The 21,053-nt window shown below is 68.7% G+C and carries 21 protein-coding genes; 12 read left to right on the top strand and 9 right to left on the bottom strand.

The features are described from left to right. The first annotated feature begins 614 nt into the window (after positions 1-614). The 3 genes from VFG33_RS38560 to VFG33_RS38550 are packed head-to-tail and all read left to right on the top strand — an operon-like array spanning position 615 to position 3,319. On the top strand, positions 615-1,169 hold the full coding sequence (locus VFG33_RS38560) for a copper chaperone PCu(A)C (RefSeq protein ID WP_325057985.1): 555 nt from the start codon (positions 615-617) through the stop codon (positions 1,167-1,169). Next, positions 1,166-2,389: a Dyp-type peroxidase gene (locus VFG33_RS38555; protein WP_325057984.1), complete on the top strand. Its 1,224-nt coding sequence runs from the start codon at positions 1,166-1,168 to the stop codon at positions 2,387-2,389. Before VFG33_RS38560 ends, VFG33_RS38555 begins: the two co-directional genes overlap by 4 nt. Positions 2,390-2,449: 60 nt before the next feature. Continuing rightward, on the top strand, positions 2,450-3,319 hold the full coding sequence (locus tag VFG33_RS38550) for an amino acid-binding protein (protein ID WP_325057983.1): 870 nt from the start codon (positions 2,450-2,452) through the stop codon (positions 3,317-3,319). On the opposite strand, the gene VFG33_RS38545 is transcribed toward VFG33_RS38550, so the two are convergent. Genes VFG33_RS38545 through VFG33_RS38525 form a run of 5 tightly spaced genes read right to left on the bottom strand, consistent with a single transcriptional unit; the run spans position 3,293 to position 7,653 of the window. Next, a complete protein-coding gene (locus VFG33_RS38545; protein WP_325057982.1) occupies positions 3,293-4,153 on the bottom strand; it encodes a hypothetical protein in 861 nt (286 codons plus the stop codon). The two genes, VFG33_RS38550 and VFG33_RS38545, sit on opposite strands and share 27 nt — an antisense overlap. A gap of 36 nt (positions 4,154-4,189) precedes the next feature. After that, the gene (locus tag VFG33_RS38540; protein ID WP_325057981.1) at positions 4,190-5,875 is read right to left on the bottom strand and encodes a Mur ligase family protein; all 1,686 of its coding nucleotides are present in this window, start codon (positions 5,873-5,875) and stop codon (positions 4,190-4,192) included. A 5-nt stretch (positions 5,876-5,880) separates the two neighbouring features. After that, complete coding sequence (fabI, locus tag VFG33_RS38535) at positions 5,881-6,651, bottom strand: enoyl-ACP reductase FabI (RefSeq protein WP_414673019.1); 771 nt, start codon at positions 6,649-6,651, stop codon at positions 5,881-5,883. 31 nt (positions 6,652-6,682) lie between these two features. After that, on the bottom strand, positions 6,683-7,387 hold the full coding sequence (gene fabG, locus VFG33_RS38530) for a 3-oxoacyl-[acyl-carrier-protein] reductase (RefSeq protein ID WP_325057979.1): 705 nt from the start codon (positions 7,385-7,387) through the stop codon (positions 6,683-6,685). 53 nt (positions 7,388-7,440) lie between these two features. Then, complete coding sequence (locus VFG33_RS38525) at positions 7,441-7,653, bottom strand: dodecin (RefSeq protein ID WP_325057978.1); 213 nt, start codon at positions 7,651-7,653, stop codon at positions 7,441-7,443. 78 nt (positions 7,654-7,731) lie between these two features. On the opposite strand from VFG33_RS38525, the gene VFG33_RS38520 reads away from it, so the two are divergent. Both VFG33_RS38520 and VFG33_RS38515 read left to right on the top strand, forming a co-directional pair. Continuing rightward, a complete protein-coding gene (locus VFG33_RS38520) occupies positions 7,732-8,043 on the top strand; it encodes a DUF3099 domain-containing protein (RefSeq protein ID WP_325057977.1) in 312 nt (103 codons plus the stop codon). A 211-nt stretch (positions 8,044-8,254) separates the two neighbouring features. After that, a complete protein-coding gene (locus VFG33_RS38515) occupies positions 8,255-8,458 on the top strand; it encodes a hypothetical protein (RefSeq protein WP_325057976.1) in 204 nt (67 codons plus the stop codon). A 45-nt stretch (positions 8,459-8,503) separates the two neighbouring features. Here VFG33_RS38515 and moaA read toward each other — a convergent pair whose 3' ends face one another. Further along, the gene (moaA, locus tag VFG33_RS38510) at positions 8,504-9,520 is read right to left on the bottom strand and encodes a GTP 3',8-cyclase MoaA (protein ID WP_325057975.1); all 1,017 of its coding nucleotides are present in this window, start codon (positions 9,518-9,520) and stop codon (positions 8,504-8,506) included. Between the two features lie 68 nt (positions 9,521-9,588). On the opposite strand from moaA, the gene VFG33_RS38505 reads away from it, so the two are divergent. Both VFG33_RS38505 and VFG33_RS38500 read left to right on the top strand, forming a co-directional pair. Beyond that, positions 9,589-10,473, top strand: coding sequence for an SURF1 family cytochrome oxidase biogenesis protein (locus VFG33_RS38505; protein ID WP_325057974.1), 885 nt, complete (start codon positions 9,589-9,591; stop codon positions 10,471-10,473). A 199-nt stretch (positions 10,474-10,672) separates the two neighbouring features. Next, a complete protein-coding gene (locus tag VFG33_RS38500) occupies positions 10,673-11,437 on the top strand; it encodes an SDR family oxidoreductase (RefSeq protein WP_325057973.1) in 765 nt (254 codons plus the stop codon). Between the two features lie 3 nt (positions 11,438-11,440). On the opposite strand, the gene ligD is transcribed toward VFG33_RS38500, so the two are convergent. Further along, entirely contained in the window at positions 11,441-12,499 is a 1,059-nt protein-coding gene (gene ligD, locus VFG33_RS38495; protein WP_325057972.1) for a non-homologous end-joining DNA ligase, read from the bottom strand. Positions 12,500-12,658: 159 nt separating this feature from the next. Between ligD and VFG33_RS38490 the strand changes: the two genes are divergently transcribed. From VFG33_RS38490 to msrB, 5 genes are all read left to right on the top strand, one after another. Next, complete coding sequence (locus tag VFG33_RS38490) at positions 12,659-14,254, top strand: M4 family metallopeptidase (protein ID WP_325057971.1); 1,596 nt, start codon at positions 12,659-12,661, stop codon at positions 14,252-14,254. Positions 14,255-14,343: 89 nt separating this feature from the next. Then, positions 14,344-16,065: an NAD(P)/FAD-dependent oxidoreductase gene (locus VFG33_RS38485; RefSeq protein ID WP_325057970.1), complete on the top strand. Its 1,722-nt coding sequence runs from the start codon at positions 14,344-14,346 to the stop codon at positions 16,063-16,065. Continuing rightward, complete coding sequence (locus VFG33_RS38480) at positions 16,058-17,452, top strand: adenylate/guanylate cyclase domain-containing protein (protein WP_325057969.1); 1,395 nt, start codon at positions 16,058-16,060, stop codon at positions 17,450-17,452. Before VFG33_RS38485 ends, VFG33_RS38480 begins: the two co-directional genes overlap by 8 nt. Positions 17,453-17,551: 99 nt before the next feature. Beyond that, on the top strand, positions 17,552-19,942 hold the full coding sequence (locus VFG33_RS38475; protein WP_325057968.1) for a DUF8508 domain-containing protein: 2,391 nt from the start codon (positions 17,552-17,554) through the stop codon (positions 19,940-19,942). A gap of 114 nt (positions 19,943-20,056) precedes the next feature. Then, positions 20,057-20,476, top strand: a complete 420-nt coding sequence (msrB, locus tag VFG33_RS38470) for a peptide-methionine (R)-S-oxide reductase MsrB (RefSeq protein ID WP_325057967.1) — start codon at positions 20,057-20,059, stop codon at positions 20,474-20,476. A gap of 6 nt (positions 20,477-20,482) precedes the next feature. Here the strand turns inward: msrB and VFG33_RS38465 are convergent, their stop codons facing one another. Then, positions 20,483-20,860, bottom strand: a complete 378-nt coding sequence (locus VFG33_RS38465; protein WP_325055069.1) for a VOC family protein — start codon at positions 20,858-20,860, stop codon at positions 20,483-20,485. A 4-nt stretch (positions 20,861-20,864) separates the two neighbouring features. Next, positions 20,865-21,053, bottom strand: a 189-nt coding sequence (locus tag VFG33_RS38460; RefSeq protein WP_325057966.1) for a chlorite dismutase family protein, incomplete at its 5' end; no start/stop codon positions are given.

Here is a 21,053-nt window from a genome sequence, read left to right as displayed (position 1 = left end):
CGATCACCGCCCGGTCCACCAGGTGGTGCACTGGGACCACCAGGTGGACCGCAGCCCGTGGGCGAGTCGTGTGGATCGGTGATCGGGTCGGCGCTCGGACAGAACTCGGGACCTCGGACACCCAACGGAGACCGCGGACAAGGTATTTCGTGTCCGAGCCCCCCATTTCCTGTTCAAGGTCGCCAGTTCGTCCCCGAAACCAGCTCGCCGCCAACCGAGAGGCAGGCGGACCGGCCGGCGCGGCTCAGGCGGATCCAGGTGCTGCCTCGACCGTGGAACCACCCGCACCTGTGGCCATACTCCCCAGCGGCTCCGGGACAGCTGCGTCCTTCCCTGGTCGAGGTGCTGGGTGTCATCCCTGAAGGAGTCGAGCTCGCTCGATCCCCGAAGGGGACGCCGAAGGCGCTCTTGATACCCAGCACCTCGACTGGCACACTCCCGCAGCCCGGCGACGCGAACCACCCACACCAATGAACCCGCGAACCACCCGGCGCCCCTGCCGGACCGACCACCCGAACGTCAAACCCAACCTTCCACAACCCGTCAAAAGGGCCCACTCACCGGCTTTCCGGGCTCCCGGGAACTTGGGTCGCCGATGTCTCGTTGGCCTGTCCGTGAAGACGAAACTGCTCACGGCCATGGTTGCCGTCGCTCTCCCCCTGTTGGTCTCCTCCTGTGGTTCGGAGGAGAAGGCGCCGGTGACCCAGGCCGCCGCCAGTACGCCGGGCGTCATCGTCGAGGATGCCTGGGTGCGCTCGACCGCGGGCGCCAAGGACACCACAATGACGGCCGCGTTCATGTCGCTCACCAATCCGGGCGACACGGACATCAAGTTGACCTCGGCAACGTCTCCGGCGGCTGGTCTGGTCCAGCTGCACGAGATGGCGATGAAGGACGGCAAGATGGTGATGCAGGAGAAGGCCGGTGGGATCAACGTCCCGGCCGGATCGCACGCGCACCTTGCTCCCAGTGGCGATCACGTGATGCTGATGGAGTTGAAGCAAAGCCTGAAGCCGGGTGACGAGCTGCCGTTGACGTTGAAGTTCTCCGACGGCAGCACCCACGACCTGACCCTGCCGGTGAAGGCGTTCACCGAGGAGGAAGAGCACTACCACCCGACACCCACGCCGACGCCGGCCTCGAGCACGACCCCGACGCCGGCCTCTTGACCGGTCGGCCGTCAAGACGGCAGCTCTTCGGTTATGCCGGTGCTGCCGCCGCGGGCGCCGCCATCACGGGCGGCGTCGTCGCCGGCGACTTCGCTGCGCTCGGCAAAGACAACGGCAACGGCAACGGCTCCGGCAACGGTCCCGCTGTACTTGCCGCTGACATCGATTCCTACGGCGACCACCAGCCGGCCGTTGCGGCTCCGTCTCCGAAGCACGCGGAATTGGTCGCGCTGAATCTGCTCGGTGGCACTGACAAGGCTGCGCTCGGGCGGTTGATGCGGCTCTGGACTGCCGACATCGTTGCCCTGGGCGCCGGTCGTCCCGCGCCCGGAGACACCGCTCCGGAACTCGCCGTTCCAGGGGTCGCTCTGACGGTCACGGTCGGACTGGGGCCGCGGATCTTCATTCTGCCCGGGCTCACGTCGTTCAAGCCTGGTGGCCTCGACGATCTTCCGGTGATGTCGCACGATCGGCTGGACCCTGCCTGGTCCGGCGGCGACCTCCTGCTCCTGGTGGGAGCCGATGATGCGGTGAGCGTCGTCCACGCAGTACGGCGGCTGGTGGCTGATGCGGCGCCGTTCGCCAAGCCGGCATGGCGGCAGACGGGGTTCTGGAACGGAACGGGTCCCGACGGCACGCCGGTGACCGGGCGGAACCTCTTCGGTCAAGTGGACGGCTCCGGTAACCCAGCACCCGGTACGCCGGACTTCGACACGACGGTGTGGTCCGCAGACGGGCCGGCGTGGTTCCGCGGCGGGACGACCCTCGTGGTCCGGCGGATCAGGATGAACCTCGATACCTGGGACGAGCTGACCCGGTCCGAGCAGGAACGCGCGGTCGGCCGGAAGCTGTCGAACGGAGCGCCGCTGACCGGGGCAACCGAGCGCGACGAGCTGGACCTCGAGAAGCGGGACGCCGACGGTCGCCTGGTGATCGCCGAGAACGCCCATGCCCGGCTCTCGCACCACAGCGAGAACGACGGCCGAAGGATCTTCCGCAAAGGGCTGAACTACGTGCAGGACACCGGAGCCACCCGCGAGAGCGGCCTCATCTTCCTCAGCTACCAGGCGGATGTAGCCGGGCAATTCCTCCCGCTGCTGGCCCGCCTTGATGCCGCGGACGCCCTCAACGAGTGGACCACCACCATCGGCTCCGCGGTCTTCGCCATCCCACCCGGCTTCCGCGAAGGCGGCTGGGTCGCGCGGGAACTGCTGGAGTGAGATCGCTCTCTTCATCTCGCGGCAACGAGTGGGCAACAGGTCGCTGCCAGCCTTGAGGGTATGGAACAACTGCGGAGATCTGTCACCGCCGGGATGGCGTGCGACGTCTGCGGGCGGTTGCCCCATCCACACCGCCTCCGACTGACACTGGCCAAGCTGGCGGCCGTTCTACCTGTCGAACTCGCTCTCCATGCGGGAGTGATCGCGCTGCACCCGCCGTACCTGCTGACTGTCGTGGCGCTCGCCGTGACCACCACTGCGCTGGTGATCTGGGTGGTCGAGCCTTCGACCATGAGGTTGCTGCGACGGTGGCTGCATGCGCCCGGTCATCTCCTCCGCGATCACACCCACGAGACGATCAGCCAGGCCCCGTCGCTGTGGCGGATCCGGGTGACGCTCGAGGATCAGGCCGGCGAGCTCGAACGCCTGACTCATCGGCTGGCGGAGCTCGAGGCGAACATCCTCGACCTGGAGGTCCACCCGGTCCACGACGGCGTGCGGGACGAACTGGTGGTGTCGACGCCGGATGTCATCGCCGCCGACGACCTGCTGAGCGCAGTACGGGCGGCTGGTGGGCGGGAGGCGCATGTCTGGCCGACCACCGCGCTGGCGCTGGTCGACGGTCAGACGGAGGCGTTGAACCTCTCTGCTCGCGTGGTCGCCGATCCGGCCGAGTTGCCGCATGCCGTCGCCGAACTGCTCGGCGCACGAGTCGTCACGGATCGGCTAGCAGTGACTGCGGGGCGCCTGCCCGCGGACGGGACGATGCTGAAGATTCCGTCGCCCTGGAGCGGTCTCATCCTCTTCACGCGGCCCGGTGAGCCGTTCACCCCGGCCGAGTCAGCCCGGGCACACCGGCTCGCGCAGATTGCGGAGATTGCGCTTGCCTTGCAGGGAGATTCGTCAGCCGACCGGCTCGCGGCGGGGTAGCAGGCGGCGCTTGGGCTCTTCGCGGTCGATCCAGTCGAGGTCGTCCGAGAGCACAGCGTCGTTGCCGCGGTCGTCGTGCCGGGCCGGCGGCGGAGGGGGCGGTGGCAGGGCGCGAACCTTCAGCGCGACCATCGGGATCGCCAGCAGGACGGCAAGCACCAGCCAGGGCCAGTAGTTCCGCAGCAGCGGCTCGAACGCGTCGAAGAACCCGTCAGTGCCGGCGTTGGCGATCTCATCCATCGAGCCGTTCGTTGCCCCCGCCATCGCCTTGACGCCGTCGACCACAGCGAATGACGCCACGTAGGTCGCTGCCAATGGCAACCAGTAGTACGCCGAGGGCCAGCCGCGCCGCCAGCAAGCGACGTACAGGAGAAGGGCGAGTCCGACGGCGACCAGCAGGCCGTTGAGTTGCCACAGCAAGCGCCAGTTCTCCAGCTCGGCGGCAGGGCGAAGGGCGTACCAGGCGATCGGCAGAGCCAGGCCGAAGGCGGCGACCACCGAGCTTCGGGTGCCCAGGGCACCGAACATCCCGCCAACAGCACTTGCCACCAGCAACGTGATCAGCAAACCCCGCGTATCCAGGGAATGCCCGCTCAATCCCCAGGTGCCGGCGGCAACCACGAGCAGCAGCGGCACGGTGATCCGCAACCGCTGGACCAGCAGCCCCGCCACCACTCCCCCGGCGAAACCACCGAGCACCAGGAGATCGACGCGGGAGTCCACCGCCGGGACGAACGTGGTGGCATCGCCGGGCAGCCCGTCCAGGTAGGTCGGCGCGAAGCCGACCACGAACCAGGCGATCACCGCCGCCGGTACCGACCACAAGTAGCGCATGACACCCCGATCGGCCCCCGACCCGGGAGCCGGGGGTCAGTGCTGTGCTCGCTCGACCTTGCTCTTCAAGGTCTCCGGGTTATCGACGGTAGCTCCCTCGGACCGCAACCAGGCGTCAAGACTCGCCCGATCCTGCAAGGACATCACCGCGACCACATCACCGGGCTGTGCTTCCCCGACCAGGGCCTTCGCCGCGTCGAGCTCGGTCGGGAAGGCCGGTACGTCGTCGACGCCGACCGAGCTGGTCCCTTCCCGGAACACCGCCTCGAGCTCCTCCGGCGGCCGCCCGCGCAGGTATTCGCCCTTGTGCCCGATCACCACCCGGTCCGCGCCCCGGGCCCCGATCGCGCCCATCGCCGAGACCATGTCATCGGACCGGTCACCCGGTGACCCGAGCGCGAGCAGGAGCCGGCCGCCCGGTTCGCGGACCCCGTTCATGATCTCCAGCAGCGCTTCGAGTCCGGCCTCGTTGTGGGCCAGGTCGATCACCACGGTGAACCCGCGAACGGAGTACATGTTCATCCGGCCCGGGTTGTCCTCGTTCGGCGCGAAGCTGCTCAGCCCCTCGATCACCGCGTCCCGCGGCAGGCCGAGTCCCAGTGCGGCCGAGGCGGCGGCGAGCGCGTTCTCGACGTTGTAGTGGGACAGGCCGGACAGGGTCATCGGGACGTCGACGACCTTGAGCAGCGGCTCGGCGTCGCTGTTCTGGTCGAGGACCGTGATGAAGCCGTCCAGCACGGTGGTCGCGCGGCCGCCTTCGTCCAGCACGGTCCGGATCGACGGCGAGTCGGGATCGCGGGAGAACACCCAGCACTTGGCCGGTGACCCCAGCCGCATCCCGAACGTCCGCGGGTCGTCGCCGTTCACCACACACCAGCCGCGCGGCCGGGTGATCTTGGTGATCACCGCCTTCACCTCGGCCAACTGGTCGACGGTATCGATGCCACCCAGGCCCAGGTGGTCGGCCGTGACGTTCGTGACCACGGAGACGTCGTTGTAGGCGACCCCGACACCGCGCCGCAGGATGCCGCCGCGAGCCGTCTCCGTGACAGCCAACTGGACCCCGGGCTGGGCGAGCACCTGCCCGGCACCACTCGGGCCGGAGAAATCGCCGTACTTGACGAGCTCCCCGTCGAAGTACACGCCGTCGGTGCTCGACCAGCCGACGTGCAGGCCGGCGGCCCGGCCGATGTGCGCGATCATCCGCGAGGTCGTGGTCTTGCCGTTCGTGCCGGTGACGGCGACGACCGGGATCTTCGGCCGCAGCGTCGGTGGCGCCTCGCCGGCCGGCTCGTTGCGGACCCGATCGCCGACGGTCGCGACCAGCTCCGGCAGCTCATCGGTGCCGAAGGCATCGACCACCTCGACGATCGCCGCCCCCAGGGCCCTCGCGCGTCCCTCATGAGCCCACGGGAACGCCACCACGAGCCGGTGCACGTCGGACGCCGACCGCACCCGTACGCCGATCCGCCCGATCCCCGCCTCCCGGGCGATCCGCCGGACAATATGCCCGACCACCCGTACTGCGAACCGCTGCCGGAAGCCGGACCCGATCGCGCCCGGCCGGGTGGACCCCAGCCCGAGCGCCGACGCATACGCCTTCGCCTGCGCGGCGGGGGCGTCGATCAGAGCGGTCAGGTCAAGAGTCAGCTTGACCGCGGCACGGCTGAAATACAGGTTGGCCCCGTCCAGAACGCGGAGCTCTACCAAAGAGCTGGACATTGTCGCTAGGCACCCATCGCGTGAAAGCCGCCGTCGACGTGGATGATCTCGCCGGTGGTGGAGGGGAAGAAGTCGCTGAGCAGGCCGACGATGGTCTTGCCGGTCGGCTCCAGGTCGGACGGGTCCCAGCCCAGCGGGGCCCGGTCCAGCCACGGCTCCTCGAACTTCTCGAAGCCCGGGATCGCCTTCGCCGCCAGCGTCTTCAGCGGTCCGGCCGAGACCAGGTTGCACCGGATCCCCTGTGCCCCGAGATCGCGGGCCAGGTACCGCGAGGTCGACTCCAGCGCCGCCTTCGCCACGCCCATCCAGTCGTACCCGGGCCACGCCACGGTCGCGTCGAAGGTCAGCCCGACGACACTGCCGCCCCGGCTCATCAGCGGAGCGCACGTCACCGCCAGAGACTTCAGCGAGTACGCCGAGACGTGCACCGCCTGGGCCACGTCCTCCCATGGTCCCTCGAGGAACTTGCCACCCAGGATCGTCTCGGGATTCCCATAGGCGATCGAGTGCACGACACCGTCGAGGCCGTCCACGTGCTCGCGGATCGCGTCCGGCAGCGCGGCCAGGTGCTCCGCGTTCGTCACGTCGAGCTCGAGCACTGGCGGTTCCACCGGCAGCCGCTTGGCGATCCGCTTGGTGATGCTCAGCGCGCGGCCGAAGTTGGAGATCAGCACGGTGGCGCCTTGTTCCTGCGCCACTTTGGCCGTGGCAAACCCGATCGAGGAGTCGAGCGTGACGCCCGCGACCAGGATGCGCTTGCCGTCGAGGATGCCCACGGGCACTGCCTTTCTAGAAAGTGTGAGGGGCCTAGTGGCCCATGCCGATGCCGCCGTCGACCGGGATCACCGCGCCGGTGATGTAGCCGGCCTCGTCCGACGAGATCCAGCGGACCGCCTGGGCGATCTCCTCGGTCCGGGCGAACCGGCCGAGCGGGATCTGGCTCAGGTACTGCTTCTGGGTCTCCTCCGGCAGCACCGCGGTCATGTCGGTCTCGACGAAGCCGGGCGCGATCACGTTCGTGGTGATGCCGCGGCTGCCGAGCTCGCGAGCCATCGACCGGGCCATCCCGATCAGGCCGGACTTGCTGGCGGCGTAGTTCACCTGGCCGGGCGAGCCGAGCAGGCCGACGACCGAGGAGATGAAGACGATCCGGCCCCGGCGCAGCCGGAGCATCCCCTTGGCCGCCCGCTTGGCGACCCGGAACGAGCCGGTCAGGTTCGTCTGGATGACCGCGTCCCAGTCGTCGTCGGACATCCGCAGCAGCAGCGTGTCGCGGGTGATGCCGGCGTTGGCGATCAGCACCTCGACCGGCCCGTGCTCGGCCTGGATCGTCTCGAACGCCGCCTCGACCTGCTCGGCGTCGGTGACGTCACACTTCACCCCGAGGAACCCCTCGGGCGGTTCACCGCTGCGATAGGTCACGGCGACCTGGTCGCCCGCCTCCTTGAAGGCGGTAGCGATGGCCAGGCCGATGCCCCGGTTGCCACCGGTGACCAGTACCGATCTCGACACGTTGGCGTCTCCTCACTGAAGTGGACGGCTCACTGCCGCACGAACGGTACCGCCTAGGAGTCTTCGAGCCGGAAGCCGACCTTGAGACCGACCTGGTAGTGGTCGATCGCGTTGTCGACGATGTGGCCGCGGATCTGGGTCACCTCGAACCAGTCCATGTGCCGGAGGGTCTCCCCGGCACGGGTGATGGCGTTGCCGATCGCCTGGTCGACGCCCTCCTTCGACGTGCCCACGATCTCGGTCACCCGGTAGGTCCGATCAGTCATCGCAGTTCTCCTTCGTCGCCATGGTCGATACGCCGTCGCCGCGGCTTCGGCGTACGGTGGTCCTGGTGAGGAGGATAGATGTCGCGACGCCGTGAACGGCCCGACGAAACCGTCATCTCGGTGACGAGTGCGCAGCCCGGCCGGTCCGAGGACCTGGAGGGGCGGATCGCGCGGTACGCCTGGATGATGTCGATCCGGATCGTCTGCTTCGTGCTGGCCGTGCTGACTCCATCGCCCTGGCGCTGGGGGTTCATGGTCGCGGCCATCCTCCTGCCCTCGGTGGCCGTCGTACTGGCCAACGCGCGACGCACCACGAAGGTGTCCAGTGCCGACGCCTACATCGCGCCGCCCCGCGCTGAACTGGGCTCGCAGGACGACACCGAAAAGTGATCTGCGCCGGGACTGGATTCTCACATCCGATCCGTGTCAGAATCTCCCGCGTGCTCTGAAGTTCACGGATGAAATTCAGGGACTTGATGCGGCGTCGGACGGCTCCCCCCGTGGCTGTCCGACGTCGCTTCATTTTCCCCAGGCTATTGATTATTGAGAGGTCAGGAACAATTGCCTGGCGACTCGGTAATAGGTTCGGGAGTTGCCCGCGATGAAGAATGAGGATCTGCCGTCCGTCTGCTCTGCAAGGGGATGCGGCAAGCCGGCGCAGTGGGCGCTGTTGTGGAACAACCCGAAGATCCACACTCCCGACCGGCGGAAGACCTGGCTCGCCTGTGACGAGCACAAGGAGAGCCTGTCCGACTTCCTGGCCCGGCGTTCTTTCTTACGCGAAGTCGAGCCATTCACCGGCTGAACAGTTCCCGCGTTACAGCCGAAAAGGTAAATTTCCTGTTGCGCTTCAGCCGCCGATGGCCGACATCGGCCGGACCGGTTGGAGGAACGCCGGGTCGGCGATGCCATGGCCGGGGAGTTTGCCCGCCATTGCCCGGCGCCAGCTCTCCGCCAACTCCTTGTCATCGGCACCGGCCCGCAGAGCGGTCCGCAGGTCCGACTCCTTGCGGGCGAACAGACAGTCCCGTACCTGACCGTCGGCGGTCAGCCGGACCCGGTCGCAATCGCCGCAGAACGGCCGTGTCACCGAGGCGATGATGCCGACGGTCTGCGGACCGCCTCGAACGGTGAACGACTCGGCCGGTGCACTGCCCCGGGTCGCCGCGTCGGTCGGCGCGAGCTCGAAGCGTTCGCTGAGCATCTCGAGGATCTCGTCGGCGGTGATCATGGTGTCCCGGCTCCAGCCGTGCTGCGCGTCCAGCGGCATCTGCTCGATGAAGCGCAGTTCGTAGCCGCGGTCCAGGCAGAACTGCAGCAACTCGGCCGCCTCGCCGTCGTTCACCCCGCGCATCAGCACGGCGTTCACCTTCACCGGGGTCAGCCCTGCCTGCTGCGCGGCCTCCAGTCCGGCGACCACGTCCTTCAGCCGGTCCCGGCGGGTCAGCTGGAGGAAGGTCTCCTGCCGGATGGTGTCCAAGCTCACGTTCACCCGGTCCAGCCCTGCGTCGCGGAGCGCCTGGGCCTGACGGGCCAGCCCGATGCCGTTGGTGGTCAGGGACACCTGGGGGCGGGGGTTCAGTTGCGTAGTACGGGCGACGATGTCGACCAGGCCGCGGCGGAGGAGGGGCTCGCCGCCGGTGAAGCGGATCTCGTCCACGTTCAGGTGGGTGACGGCCACGGAGACGAGCCGGACCACCTCGTCGTCGGTGAGCAGCTCGGGCTTCGCGAGCCAGTCCAGGCCCTCTTCGGGCATGCAGTACGTGCACCGGAGGTTGCACCGATCGGTCAGGGAGACCCTGAGGTCGGTGGCAACCCGGCCGTAGGCATCAGCCAGGCCCAGGGGCGTCGTACCAGTTGCTCTCATCCGGTCCAGCCTACGCGGCCGGGATGGGCGGGGCAGATGTGTTTCAGGTCATGGCTTAAGTTCAAGGGGTGCGTCGCTTGCTGAACCCCCGGTGGATCACCACCGCGCTGGTGATCCTGGTCCTGGCCGGGGTCTGTGTCGAGCTCGGCCGGTGGCAGCTGCACCGGCTGGACGAACGCAAGGCGCGCAACGAGGTCACCCGCACGAACCTGGCCGCTCCCGCGGCCCCGCTGACCGAGGTCGTCGGGCCACAGCGCGTGGTCGGCGACGCACACGACTGGCGTACTGCGGTGGTCACCGGGACGTATGACCCCAGCAAGCAGGTGGTGATGCGGTACCGGAACGTCAGCGACCGGCCGGGCTTCGAGATCGTCACGCCGTTGCTGCTTGCCGACGGGACGGCGGTCCTGGTCGATCGTGGTTTCCTCCCGCGCCAGGGGGCCGAGCTGGCGCCTGGCAACGTCCCGGCTGCGCCGACCGGAGAGGTTACAGTGACGGGCCGCCTGCGCCGCAGCGAGCGCGGCGGCCACACCAGCGGCGGCACCCCGGTCGACGGGACCGCGCGGCTCATCAACGGACCGGAGTTCGGGTCGGCCCTGGGACTCAACCTGTACGACGGGTACCTGACCGTGGATCATCAGGAGCCGGCGGCTGATCCCGCCTTCGGTGCGTTCCCTGGGCCGGAGATCGACGACGGGCCGCACTTCTTCTACGCCCTGCAGTGGTTCTTCTTCGCCCTCCTGGCCATCGGCGGCCTGGTCTACTTCTCCCGCCAGGACATCCAAGGCAACAAACCAGCGGACGGCGCACTGGCCGGCGACGGCGAGAGCGGTGGCGGTGGTGGGACGGGCGGTGGGGCCGAGGCCGAGGCCGAACCTGTCGCAGCCGGAGCGTCAGATCGAGGACCACGCACCGACCACGGACCAACAGACGGCGACGCCGGTCTCGCCTGACAAGTTGCTGGTTGCCCTACGCAACGACGGTGCGCTTGCCCTTGGCTACCAAACGTCGGCGTGTCGGACGATCCGAGGTGGGCAGGCCCGTGACGACGGAGCGGGGAGCCTTACGGGGCTGAGATTTGTGTCCGGTGGTTGAGATCACGCCGGCCTCTCGCGGTGCGCGCGGCAGCGAGACAGGGCGCGGTACGGCAGGATGGTGGGCGTGGACCTCGGACTTCGCGATCGCACCTATATCGTCACCGGCGCCAGCGGCGGACTCGGCTTCGCCACGGCGAAAGCCCTCGCCGACGAAGGCGCGCGGCTGGTGATCTCCAGCCGGAACGAGGAGTCGATCGCCCGCGCGGCCGCCGAACTCGGCGGGAACGTCGTCGGCATCCCGGTGGACAACGCCGACCCGGAGAGCGCGGAGCGGCTGGCCGCGACCGCGATCGCCAAGTGGGGCGCCCTGCACGGCGCCCTGATCAGCGTCGGCGGCCCGCGGCCCGGCACCGCGCTGGACACCGACGAGGACGACTGGCGAGCCGCCTTCGACAGCGTGTTCCTGGGCGGGCTGCGGATCGCCCGCTCGGTCGCCCGGGCCGGTTCGGACGGGACGTCGATCGCCTTCGTGCTGTCGTCGTCGGTGCGGTCGCCGATCCCCGGCCTGGCGATCTCCAACGGCCTGCGCCCGGGGCTCGCGATGGTCGCGAAGACCCTGGCCGACGAGCTCGGCCCGAACGGGGTCCGGGTGAACGGACTACTCCCGGGCCGAATCGCCACCGACCGGCTGAAGGAACTCGACTCGAAGGGCGGCGATCCCGAGGCAGCCCGCCGCGCCTCGGAGAAGACCATCCCGCTGCGGCGCTACGGCAAACCCGAGGAGTTCGGCCGGGTCGCCGCGTTCATCCTGTCGCCGGTCGCCTCCTACATCACCGGCTCCATGATCCCCGTTGACGGCGGCGTCCTCCGCACCCTCTGACGGTCAATCCTTGGGGCGGTCGCGGTCTTTCGACGGCTGGACGCGCTTCGGTTCGCCCGGCATCTTCGGATATTCGGGGGGATAAGGCATATCCCCTTCGCCCAGGTCGCGTTCGTGTTTGGCCGACAGTTCCAGCAGTGATTCCAGCGAGAACGCCTTCTCCCCCACCGCGGCATGCAGATCGCCCACCTCGGCGAATCGCGCCGGCATGGTGAGCACGTCGAAATCATCTGGTACGACGTCCGCGACCTCCTCCCACCGCAGCGGAGCCGAAACCCGGGCCCGCGCATTCGGCCGGACCGAATAAGCCGAGGCGATGGTGCGATCCCGCGCCATCTGGTTGTAGTCGATGAAGACCCGCTCGCCGCGTTCTTCCTTCCACCAGTTCACCGTCACCTGCTCCGGCATCCGCCGCGACAACTCCCGGCCGGCGGCGATCACCGCGCGCCGGGCTTCCACGAAGGTCCAGCGCGGCTCGATCGGCACGTACACGTGCAGGCCGCGGCCACCCGAGGTCTTCGGGAACCCTTCGAGGCCATGCTCAGCCAGCAGCTCACGCAGTAGTGGGGCGACCGTGGCCGCGCTCTTGAAGTCGGTGCCGGGCTGGGGGTCGAGATCGATCCTCAGCTGGTCCGGCGAGTCCAGCTCCGGGCGGCGGACCGGCCAGGGGTGGAAGGTGAGGGTGCCGAGGTTCGCCGCCCAGGCGACGACGGCCAGCTCGGTCGGGCAGACCTCGTCCGCCGGACGGCCGCTGGGGAAGGTGATGGTGGCTGTCTCGACCCAGTCGGGTGCGCCCTTGGCGACCCGCTTCTGGTAGAAGGCGTCGCCCTTGTTGTCCATCCGGGTGGACAGCTTGGCGCCCTCGAACCAGCCGCCCGGCCAGCGCTCCAGGGTGGTCGGCCGGTCCCGGAGCGCGCCCAGGATCCCGTCCCCGACCGCGACGAAGTAGTTCACGATGTCCAGCTTGGTCAGGCCGCGGTCGGCGAAGTACGGCTTGTCGGGATTGCTCACCCGGACCGTCCGCCCCGCGATCTCCAGCTCGATTGCCTTGGTCGCCGCCATGTCCGCGACCGTACCGCCCGGCACGGACCAAAACTTCCCGCCCCGCACGGAAAGCGATCTTTCCCGACCACTGGCCACCCTGGGTGACTGGGCGGTAACGTTCCAGCACCTCGTTCCTGGGGCGTGAGGCCCCCGGGACACTCTTGAAGGAGCGCGAGGATGAACAAATCCGCCCTGCTCGCCGCTGCCACCGCAGTGGCGACCGCAACCGCCCTAGGGCTGACCGGAGCCACCACGGCCACCGGTGCGCCTGAGGCAGATCCCGCCCCGACCCCCACCGCCGCGGTCGCCCGGGCCAAGGCCGCGATCACCGAGAACCTCGGCGTACTCCGCGCCACCGGTGCCGACGCATTCGCCGTGCGGGACGTCATCGTCGATGCCGACGGCACCAACCATGTCCGGATGGACCGCAGCATCGGAGGCCTTCCCGTCCTCGGCGGCGATGTCGTCGTGCACCAGAACAAGGACGGAGGCTTCAAGGGTGCGAGCCTCACCCTGAACCAGTCCGCGAACGTCGGCCGCACGCCCAAGGTCAGCGTCGCCACCGCCACCGGCAAGGCACTGAGCGGCGGCTACAAGGCCGAAGGCAAGCCGTCCCTGGTAATCGAGGCCCGCAAGGGCGCGCCACGACTCGCCTACCTGGTCACGACCGCCGGTACCCAGGCCGATGGGACACCGAGCCGCGTGACCACCACGGTCGACGCGCTGACGGGCGCCAAGCTGCTGAGCGAGCAGCACATCGAGACGGTGACCGGTGACGGCAAGAGCCTCTACAGCGGCACCGTGCCGCTGGACACCACCACGGCGACCGGCGGCTTCACCCTGACCGACCCCGCGCGTGGTGGCGGGGCGACGCTCGACGCGCAGAACAAGACGGACTCGATCCTTTGTCAGCTCCTCGGCCTCGGGTGCCCGGTGCCGGTCAAGTTCACCGACGCCGACAATCACTGGGGCACCGGGACCACCGCCGACCGGGCTTCGGCCGCAGTGGACGCGCACTACGGCGCCGCGCTGACGTTCGACTACTACAAGACCAACCACGGCCGGAACGGAATCTTCAACGACGGCAAGGGCGTCCCGAGCCGGGTGCACTACGGCACCAACTACGTCAACGCCTTCTGGGACGGCAAGCAGATGACGTACGGCGACGGTGACGGTGTGGTCGCCGGCCCGCTGGTCTCCGCCGACGTGGCCGGTCACGAGATGTCCCACGGCGTCACCACCGCCACCGCGAACCTGACCTACTCCGGCGAGTCGGGCGGCCTGAACGAGGCGACCAGCGACATCTTCGGCACCTTCGTGGAGTTCTCCGCCAACAACGCGAACGATCCGGGTGACTACTACATCGGCGAGGAGATCATGAAGGACCGCCCGGCGCTGCGGTTCATGGACAAGCCGAGTAAGGACGGCAACTCCAAGGACTGCTGGTACTCGGGCATCGGCAGCATCGACGTGCACTACTCGTCCGGGCCCGCGAACCACTTCGCCTACCTGCTGTCCGAGGGCAGCGGCGCCAGGACCATCGGCGGCCTGCCGCACGACTCCGCCACCTGCAACGGGACCACGGTGAGCGGTATCGGCAACGCCAAGGTCGGCAAGATCTGGTACCGCGCACTGACCACCTACATGACCACCGGCACCACCTACGCGCAGGCCCGCACCGCGACGTTGAACGCGGCCACCGACCTGTACGGCGCGGCCAGCGCCGAGCGCACTGCCGTGGCGGCCGCCTGGTCCGCCGTCAGTGTCAACTGATTGATTGAACTTCGCCGGTCCTGTCCCACTGGGGCGGGCAGGACCGGCGATCCGTTGATCAACCCGGTCGCCGGTCTTACTGTCAGGAGATGGGTGGGGAACCCGGCGCGAGGTCCAGCCTGCGCGAGGCCAGACCTCTGTTGCTCGTCGTCGATGCGGATCCGCAGGACCTGGACCGGACCGAGACCGAGCTCGAACGAAGTTTCGGCGTCGACTTCAGGGTCCGCGGCGAACTCACCGCGTCGGCAGCCCTGGACTGCCTCCGGCTCGCCCACGACCTCGGCCAGCGGGTCGCCGTGGTGCTGGTCGACCACACCCTCGCGACCGAGCAGCGAGCCGGGATCCTCGACCTGGCCAGGACCCTGCATCCCGACGCACGTCGTGCCCTGCTGATCGAGTGGGGCGCCTGGGCCAAGCGGGACACCGCCGCCGCGATCCTGTCGGCGATGTCCGTCGGAGACATCAACTACTACGTGCTGAAGCCGTGGATCGCGCACGACGAACTGTTCCACCGCACTGTCGCGGAGTTCATCCAGGAGTGGTCGCGCAACGAGGTCGCGAACCTGCGCGAGGTCGTGGTCATCGCCGACGACCGATCGGCCCGTGGGCATGAAATCCGCAGTCTGCTGGCCCGGAACGGGATTCCGAGTGCCTTCCGGGCGAGCGGCTCGGACCTGGCAGACGCCGTACTGCGCTGGACCGGTGAGCCGGATCCCGGTGATGGCGTGCTGGTGTGGATGCCGGCGGTCGGGGGCGCCGTACTGCACGATCCGACCAACGCCGAGATCGCCGAAGCCTGGGGGGTTCCGACGACGCTTGCGGACCGCGAAGGCGAGTTCGACGTACTGGTGATCGGAGCCGGGCCCGGTGGACTGGCAGCCGCCGTGTACGCATCGTCCGAAGGCCTGCGGACCCTCGTCGTGGAACGGGAGTCGATCGGCGGGCAGGCCGGTACGAGTTCGCTGATCCGGAACTACCTGGGCTTCTCCCGCGGGATCAGCGGCTCGGAACTCGCTCAACGTGGTTACCAGCAGGCGTGGGTGTTCGGGGCACACTTCGTTCTGATGCGCGAGATCGTCGCGCTCGAACAGCGCGGTGACCGCTTCCACGCCGAGATCGGCGAGATCGGCGAGGTAACGACCAGGGCTGTCGTGCTGGCCACCGGGGTCTCGTACCGCCGACTGGGCGTCCCGGCGCTGGAGGCGCTCGCGGGAGCCGGCGTGTACTACGGCGCCAGCGTCTCGGAAGCCCACGGCCTGACCGGGCTCGACGCCTGCGTGGTCGGCGGCGGCAACTCCGCCGGGCAGGCCGTGCTCCACCTGGCTCGCTACTGCCGCCGGGTCACGCTGGTGATCCGTGCGGCCGACCTCGCCGCGAGCATGTCGAAGTACCTGATCGACGCCATCGAGGCGACGGACAATGTGACACTGCGACCGTCCAGCGAGATCGTCGACGGTGGCGGTGACGGGCGGCTCCAGGCCATCACGCTGCGAGACCGTCAGACGGGCGTCGAGGAATCGCTCCCGGTCGACGGCCTGTTCGTGATGATCGGCGCGGTACCAGGCACGGACTGGCTGCCGGACGACACCGCGCGGGACAAGCATGGCTTCGTGCTGGCCGGATCCGACGCCGGTGCCGACCCTCGCTGGGTCGGGCCCAGGCCCCCTCAACCGTTCGAGACGACGATCCCCGGGCTCTTCGCCATCGGCGACGTCCGTTCCGGCTCGGTCAAGCGCGTCGCCTCCGCTGTCGGCGAGGGCTCGGTGGTGGTCTCTCAGGTCCACACGTATCTGAAGGCACCCGATGCCTGAGCGACGGTTCGTGTACTCGCAGGGGATGCTCATCGCCACCGCACTGGTCCTCCTGGTGCCGGTCGCGGGCCTGGTCCTGTTGCTCCGCGAGCCACGGCTGGACGTGCACTGGGAACACCACCCGTCGCACTTCTGGTTGGTGCTGCTCACCGCGGGACTCAGCGCGGTACTGGCTCATGGCACGGGTGCCGCGGCGTTGCGGCGAGGGGATCCGCGGGTGCTGCTGGTCGCGCTCGCGTTCCTCGCCGCGGCCGGTTTTCTGGGGCTGCACGCACTGGCGACGCCCGGGGTGCTGCTCGACACGCCCAACGTCGGATTCGTGCTCGCGACACCGGTCGGAATCGCGCTCGGCTCGGTCTTCGCCTTCCTCTCCAGTCTGAAGCTGTCCGGCGGCCGGGCGATGCGTTGGGGGCGCTGGTTGCGGGCCGGGCTGCTCGGCCTGATGGTGCTGTGGGCGATTGCCTCGGTCGCGCGGCTGCCTCCGTTGCACAGCACCACGGTTCCCGAGGTCGCCGACGGAATCCTCACCACCCTCGCGGTGCCTACCATCGCGCTGTACGGCGTCGCGGCTGTCCGCTACCTGCTGCTGTGGCGGCAGCGACCGTCGTTGATGCTGCTCTCGATGATCGCCGCGTTCGTCCTGCTGGCCGAGGCGATGGTGGCGCTGGTCTACGCCCGCAACTGGGCTCTGTCGTGGTGGGAGTGGCACCTGCTCCTGCTTGCCGCCTTCGTTCTGGTGGTGGGCGGTGTGCGGATCCAGTGGTACGAGGAGCGGTACTCGGATCTCTACGTCGCCGACACCGTCTCGGGACGCCGGGACCTGAGCGTGCTGTTCGCGGACCTGCAGGGCTTCACCACGTTCTCCGAGAACCACGAGCCCGGCGAGGTCACCGCGATGCTCAACACGTTCTTCGAGGTCGTGGTGCCACCGGTGGTCCGGCGGCACGGCGGCGAGGTGGACCGGATCATCGGTGACGCGCTGATGGTCACCTTCAACAAGCGCGGGGACCAGCCCGACCACGCGGCCCGGGCAGCCGCGGCCGGGCTTGCCCTGCAGGAAGCCGCGGCCGCCGTCCAGGCCGCCAACCCCGGCTGGCCGCGGTTCAGGGTCGGCATCAACAGTGGGGTCGCTTCGGTCAGCCTCCTCGGTACCGAGGGCGGGCGGACGCACACGGTGATCGGCGACACGGTGAACGTCGCGTCCCGGATCGAGGGCAAGGCACCGGGAGGCGGCGTCGCCATCGGCCCCGGCACCTTGGCGCTGCTCCCCGGCGCCGTCACCGAGTCCCTCGGGCTGCTCGACCTGAAAGGTAAGGCCGAGCCCCTGGAGGTCTACCACCTGCTGGCCCTGCACCCCGATCCCGACAGCCGAGCCGCCCACCCGTAGGCGGGCGCGACGAAGGATCACCCCTGCCTTCGGCACTCACAGCCGCTGTTCATGTGCTGGGCCTTGGCGCGGCCATCACGGGGTGTGAGAATCCGCCCCATGTCTGCCCAGAACCGATCACGGCGCCGACTCGGCGCCCTCGTGATCACCTCCAGTCTCGTTGTATCCGGCGTCGCCGCGATCGCGGCCGTTCCGGCACTCGCTGCCTCCTCCACCGTGGTCATCACCGAGGTGTACGGCGGCGGCGGCAACTCCGGCGCTCCCTTCGCGAACGACTTCATCGAGCTGACGAACAACAGCAGCTCACCGGTCGACCTGACCGGCTGGTCGATCCAGTACGCGTCCTCCGCCGGCACCTCCTGGGCGAACAAGATCACCCTGACCGGATCGATCGCCCCGGGTGGCGTCTACCTCGCCCAGGGCGCGTCCGGCGGAGCCAACGGCCAGCCGCTGCCGGCCCCCGATGCCACCGGCAGTGTGAACATGTCCGCCGCCTCCGGCAAGGTCGCCCTGGTCACCTCCACCACCAGCCTCACCTGTACTACGGGCTGCGCCACGGCCGCCGGCGTCGTCGACTTCGTCGGATACGGAGCCGCCAACGACGCGGAGACCAGCCCGGCGCCGGGTCTCACGAACACCACCTCCGCCACCCGCAAGGTCCCGACCGAGGACGCCGACAACAACGCCGCCGAGTTCGAGGCGGTCAACCCGTCGCCGAAGACGCTGACGACGACTCCCCCGCCCGGACCGCCGGTGGACGCCAAGATCCACGACATCCAGGGCGCGGCGCACCTGTCCCCGCTGGCCGGCAAGCTCGTCGGCAACGTCACCGGCGTGGTGACCGCGAAGAGCACCAACGGCTTCTGGTTCCAAGACACCCAGCCGGACACCGACCCGGCGACGAGCGAAGGCGTCTTCGTCTTCACCAGTTCGGCCCCGACAGTCGCCGTCGGTGACGCCGTGACGGTGGAAGGCATGGTCGCCGAGTTCCGCCCTGGCGGGGCGGGTGGCACCGACAACCTGACCACCACGGAGATCACCAACCCGAAGATCACCGTGACCGGCACCGCGCCCGTGCCGGCCCCGACGATCGTCGGCCCAGGTGGCCGCGTACCACCCTCGACCGTGATCGACGACGACTCCACCGGTGACGTCGAGACCACCGGCACCTTCCAGCCGGCCACCGACGGTCTGGACTTCTGGGAGTCGCTGGAAGGCATGTGGCTGGGCATCAACCAGCCCGAGGTCACCGGTCCGCCCACGTCCTTCCGCGAACTCTCCGTCGTACCGGCCGGATCCGGGGTCCGGACGATCCGCGGTGGCATCGTGATCCAGAAGACGGACAGCAACCCCGAGCGGGTGCTGCTGGACGACCTGCTCGCCCCGATTCCCGACGCCAAGACCGGGGACAAGCTCGCCGGGGTCGTGACCGGCGTCCTCGACTACTCGTTCGGCAACTTCAAGTACCTCGTCACGCAGACCCCGACGGTGATCGACGGCAAGGTCCAGCGGGAGAAGACCACGCCCTCCTCTCTGCTGCAGGTCTCGGTCGCGACGTTCAACGTGGAGAACCTGGACCCGACCGACGGCGACGCCAAGTTCGACGGGCTGGCTCAGGCGGTGGTGAAGAACCTCGCCTCACCAGACAGCCTCGGCCTGGAGGAGGTGCAGGACAATGATGGCGCACTGAACTCAGGCAGCACTGGCGCTGACCTCACCCTGAACACCCTCGCGGCCGCGATCCGCAAGGCCGGCGGCCCGAAGTACGCGTGGCGCCAGATCGACCCCGTCGACGGCGCCGAGGGCGGCGAACCGGGCGGCAACATCCGGGTCGCGTTCATGTACCGCACCGACCGGCCGGTCAAGTTCGTCGACCGCGCGGGCGGAGGCACGACCACCCCCACCACCGTCGTCACCGACAAGTACGGCAAGGTCCACCTGAGCTCCTCGCCGGGCCGCATCGACCCGGCCAACCCGGCGTGGGCCGCTTCCCGCGTCCCGCTGGTGGGCGAGTTCACCTGGTTCGGCCAGAGCCTGTTCGTGGTGGTCAACCACTTCAGCTCCAAGGGTGGCGACGATCCGCTCTGGGGCCGGACGCAGCCGCCGGTACAGACCACAGCGGCAAAGCGTCACCAGCAGGCCGTGGCAGTGCGGACCTTCGCGGACCAGATCCTGGCCAAGGACCGGGGCGCGAACCTGATCGTGCTGGGTGACATCAACGACTTCGATTTCAGCCAGACGACCGACATCCTGGTCGGTTCCGGCAAGACCTCGCTGATCGACCTGCCGCGGACCCTGCCGGCCTCGCAGCGGTACAGCTACGTGTTCGAGGGGAACAGCCAGATCCTGGACCAGATCCTGATGTCGAAGAACCTGCAGCCGGCCTCGCAGTACGACATCGTGCACATGAACGCCGAGTTCCCCGACCAGATCAGCGATCACGACCCGCAGGTCGTCCGGGTGATCCCGCTGCCGTCCTGGTACCGGTGATCACGGCCCGCTTACGGGCGGGGGCCCGGGCGGGGTTTCGCTTGTCAAGGCGCCGATAATGGAGAGGAGCCGGATTCTGTGGAGTCCGGCTCCTCGACTGAGGAGGTCTTGCAAGTGACGGATAGCACCAAGCAGTACGCAGTACAGAAGTCTGACGACCAGTGGCGGGCGGAGCTGTCGCCGGCCGAGTTCCAGGTACTGCGCAAGGCGGGCACCGAGCGGCCCTTCACCGGCGAATACACCGACACCAAGACCGTCGGGGTCTACCGGTGCAAGGCGTGTAACGCGGAACTGTTCCGCAGCGAGACGAAGTTCGACTCGCACTGCGGCTGGCCGTCGTTCTTCGCGCCGCTGGCGGAGGACCGGGTGGAGTACATCGAGGACCACGACCTCGGCATGAAGCGCGTCGAGGTCCGCTGCGCCAACTGCGGCTCCCACCTCGGCCACGTCTTCGAGGGCGAGGGCTACGGCACCCCGACCGACCTCCGCTACTGCATCAACTCGGTCAGCCTGTCCCTGACCCCAGCGGAGTAGCAGGCGTCAGATCGGGGTGGCGAGGGCTACTGGGTTGCGGTCAGGGTCGAGGACGTAGGCCTGGCGTTCGCCCCAGGGCATGTTGGCGGGTTCCTGGAGTACTTCGTAGCCGGCCGCGCGGAAGGTTTCCACCTCGGCCCCGACGTCGTCGACGTACACGAAGAGTTCGAAGCGGGGCGCGGTGCCGACGGTGATACCGAGTTGGGCCTCGGGCCAGCTGGTGTCCGCGATGCCTAGGGACGAGTCGCCACGCTCGAGGCCGACATAGTGTGGGTCGCCCTCGAGCGGGAACTGGTAGACCGACTTGTAGCCGAGCAGTGCGTAGAACTCCACGGCCCGTCGCACGCTGCTCACGTAGAGCACCGGGAATGCCTTGCGCTGCATCCGATCAGGCCAGGTTCGCGACCAGGTCGCTGAGCTCGGTCCGCTTGCCCGTGTAGAACGGGACTTCCTCACGGACGTGCCGCCGGGCCGTGGACGCGCGCAGGTCGCGCATCAGGTCGACCATGCGGTGCAGCTCGTCAGCCTCGAACGCCAGCATCCACTCGTAGTCGCCGAGCGCGAACGAAGCCACCGT

It is taken from the genome of Kribbella sp. (genome assembly GCF_035687465.1).
In the GTDB taxonomy this organism is placed as follows: Bacteria; Actinomycetota; Actinomycetes; order Propionibacteriales; family Kribbellaceae; genus Kribbella.
The sequence above is the reverse complement of the archived record's forward strand: the minus strand, read 5'-3'. Positions and strand labels throughout refer to the sequence as shown.

What these genes read in the sequence shown, in the direction of transcription:
- VFG33_RS38550 (WP_325057983.1), top strand. Translation starts at nt 2,450, where the DNA reads ATGGAACAACTGCGGAGATCTGTCACCGCCGGGATGGCGTGCGACGTC.
- VFG33_RS38545 (WP_325057982.1), bottom strand. Translation starts at nt 4,153, where the DNA reads ATGCGCTACTTGTGGTCGGTACCGGCGGCGGTGATCGCCTGGTTCGTG.
- VFG33_RS38540 (WP_325057981.1), bottom strand. Translation starts at nt 5,875, where the DNA reads ATGTCCAGCTCTTTGGTAGAGCTCCGCGTTCTGGACGGGGCCAACCTG.
- VFG33_RS38525 (WP_325057978.1), bottom strand. Translation starts at nt 7,653, where the DNA reads ATGACTGATCGGACCTACCGGGTGACCGAGATCGTGGGCACGTCGAAG.
- VFG33_RS38520 (WP_325057977.1), top strand. Translation starts at nt 7,732, where the DNA reads ATGTCGCGACGCCGTGAACGGCCCGACGAAACCGTCATCTCGGTGACG.
- VFG33_RS38515 (WP_325057976.1), top strand. Translation starts at nt 8,255, where the DNA reads ATGAAGAATGAGGATCTGCCGTCCGTCTGCTCTGCAAGGGGATGCGGC.
- moaA (WP_325057975.1), bottom strand. Translation starts at nt 9,520, where the DNA reads ATGAGAGCAACTGGTACGACGCCCCTGGGCCTGGCTGATGCCTACGGC.
- VFG33_RS38500 (WP_325057973.1), top strand. Translation starts at nt 10,673, where the DNA reads ATGGTGGGCGTGGACCTCGGACTTCGCGATCGCACCTATATCGTCACC.
- ligD (WP_325057972.1), bottom strand. Translation starts at nt 12,499, where the DNA reads ATGGCGGCGACCAAGGCAATCGAGCTGGAGATCGCGGGGCGGACGGTC.
- VFG33_RS38490 (WP_325057971.1), top strand. Translation starts at nt 12,659, where the DNA reads ATGAACAAATCCGCCCTGCTCGCCGCTGCCACCGCAGTGGCGACCGCA.
- VFG33_RS38485 (WP_325057970.1), top strand. Translation starts at nt 14,344, where the DNA reads ATGGGTGGGGAACCCGGCGCGAGGTCCAGCCTGCGCGAGGCCAGACCT.
- VFG33_RS38480 (WP_325057969.1), top strand. Translation starts at nt 16,058, where the DNA reads ATGCCTGAGCGACGGTTCGTGTACTCGCAGGGGATGCTCATCGCCACC.
- VFG33_RS38475 (WP_325057968.1), top strand. Translation starts at nt 17,552, where the DNA reads ATGTCTGCCCAGAACCGATCACGGCGCCGACTCGGCGCCCTCGTGATC.
- VFG33_RS38465 (WP_325055069.1), bottom strand. Translation starts at nt 20,860, where the DNA reads ATGCAGCGCAAGGCATTCCCGGTGCTCTACGTGAGCAGCGTGCGACGG.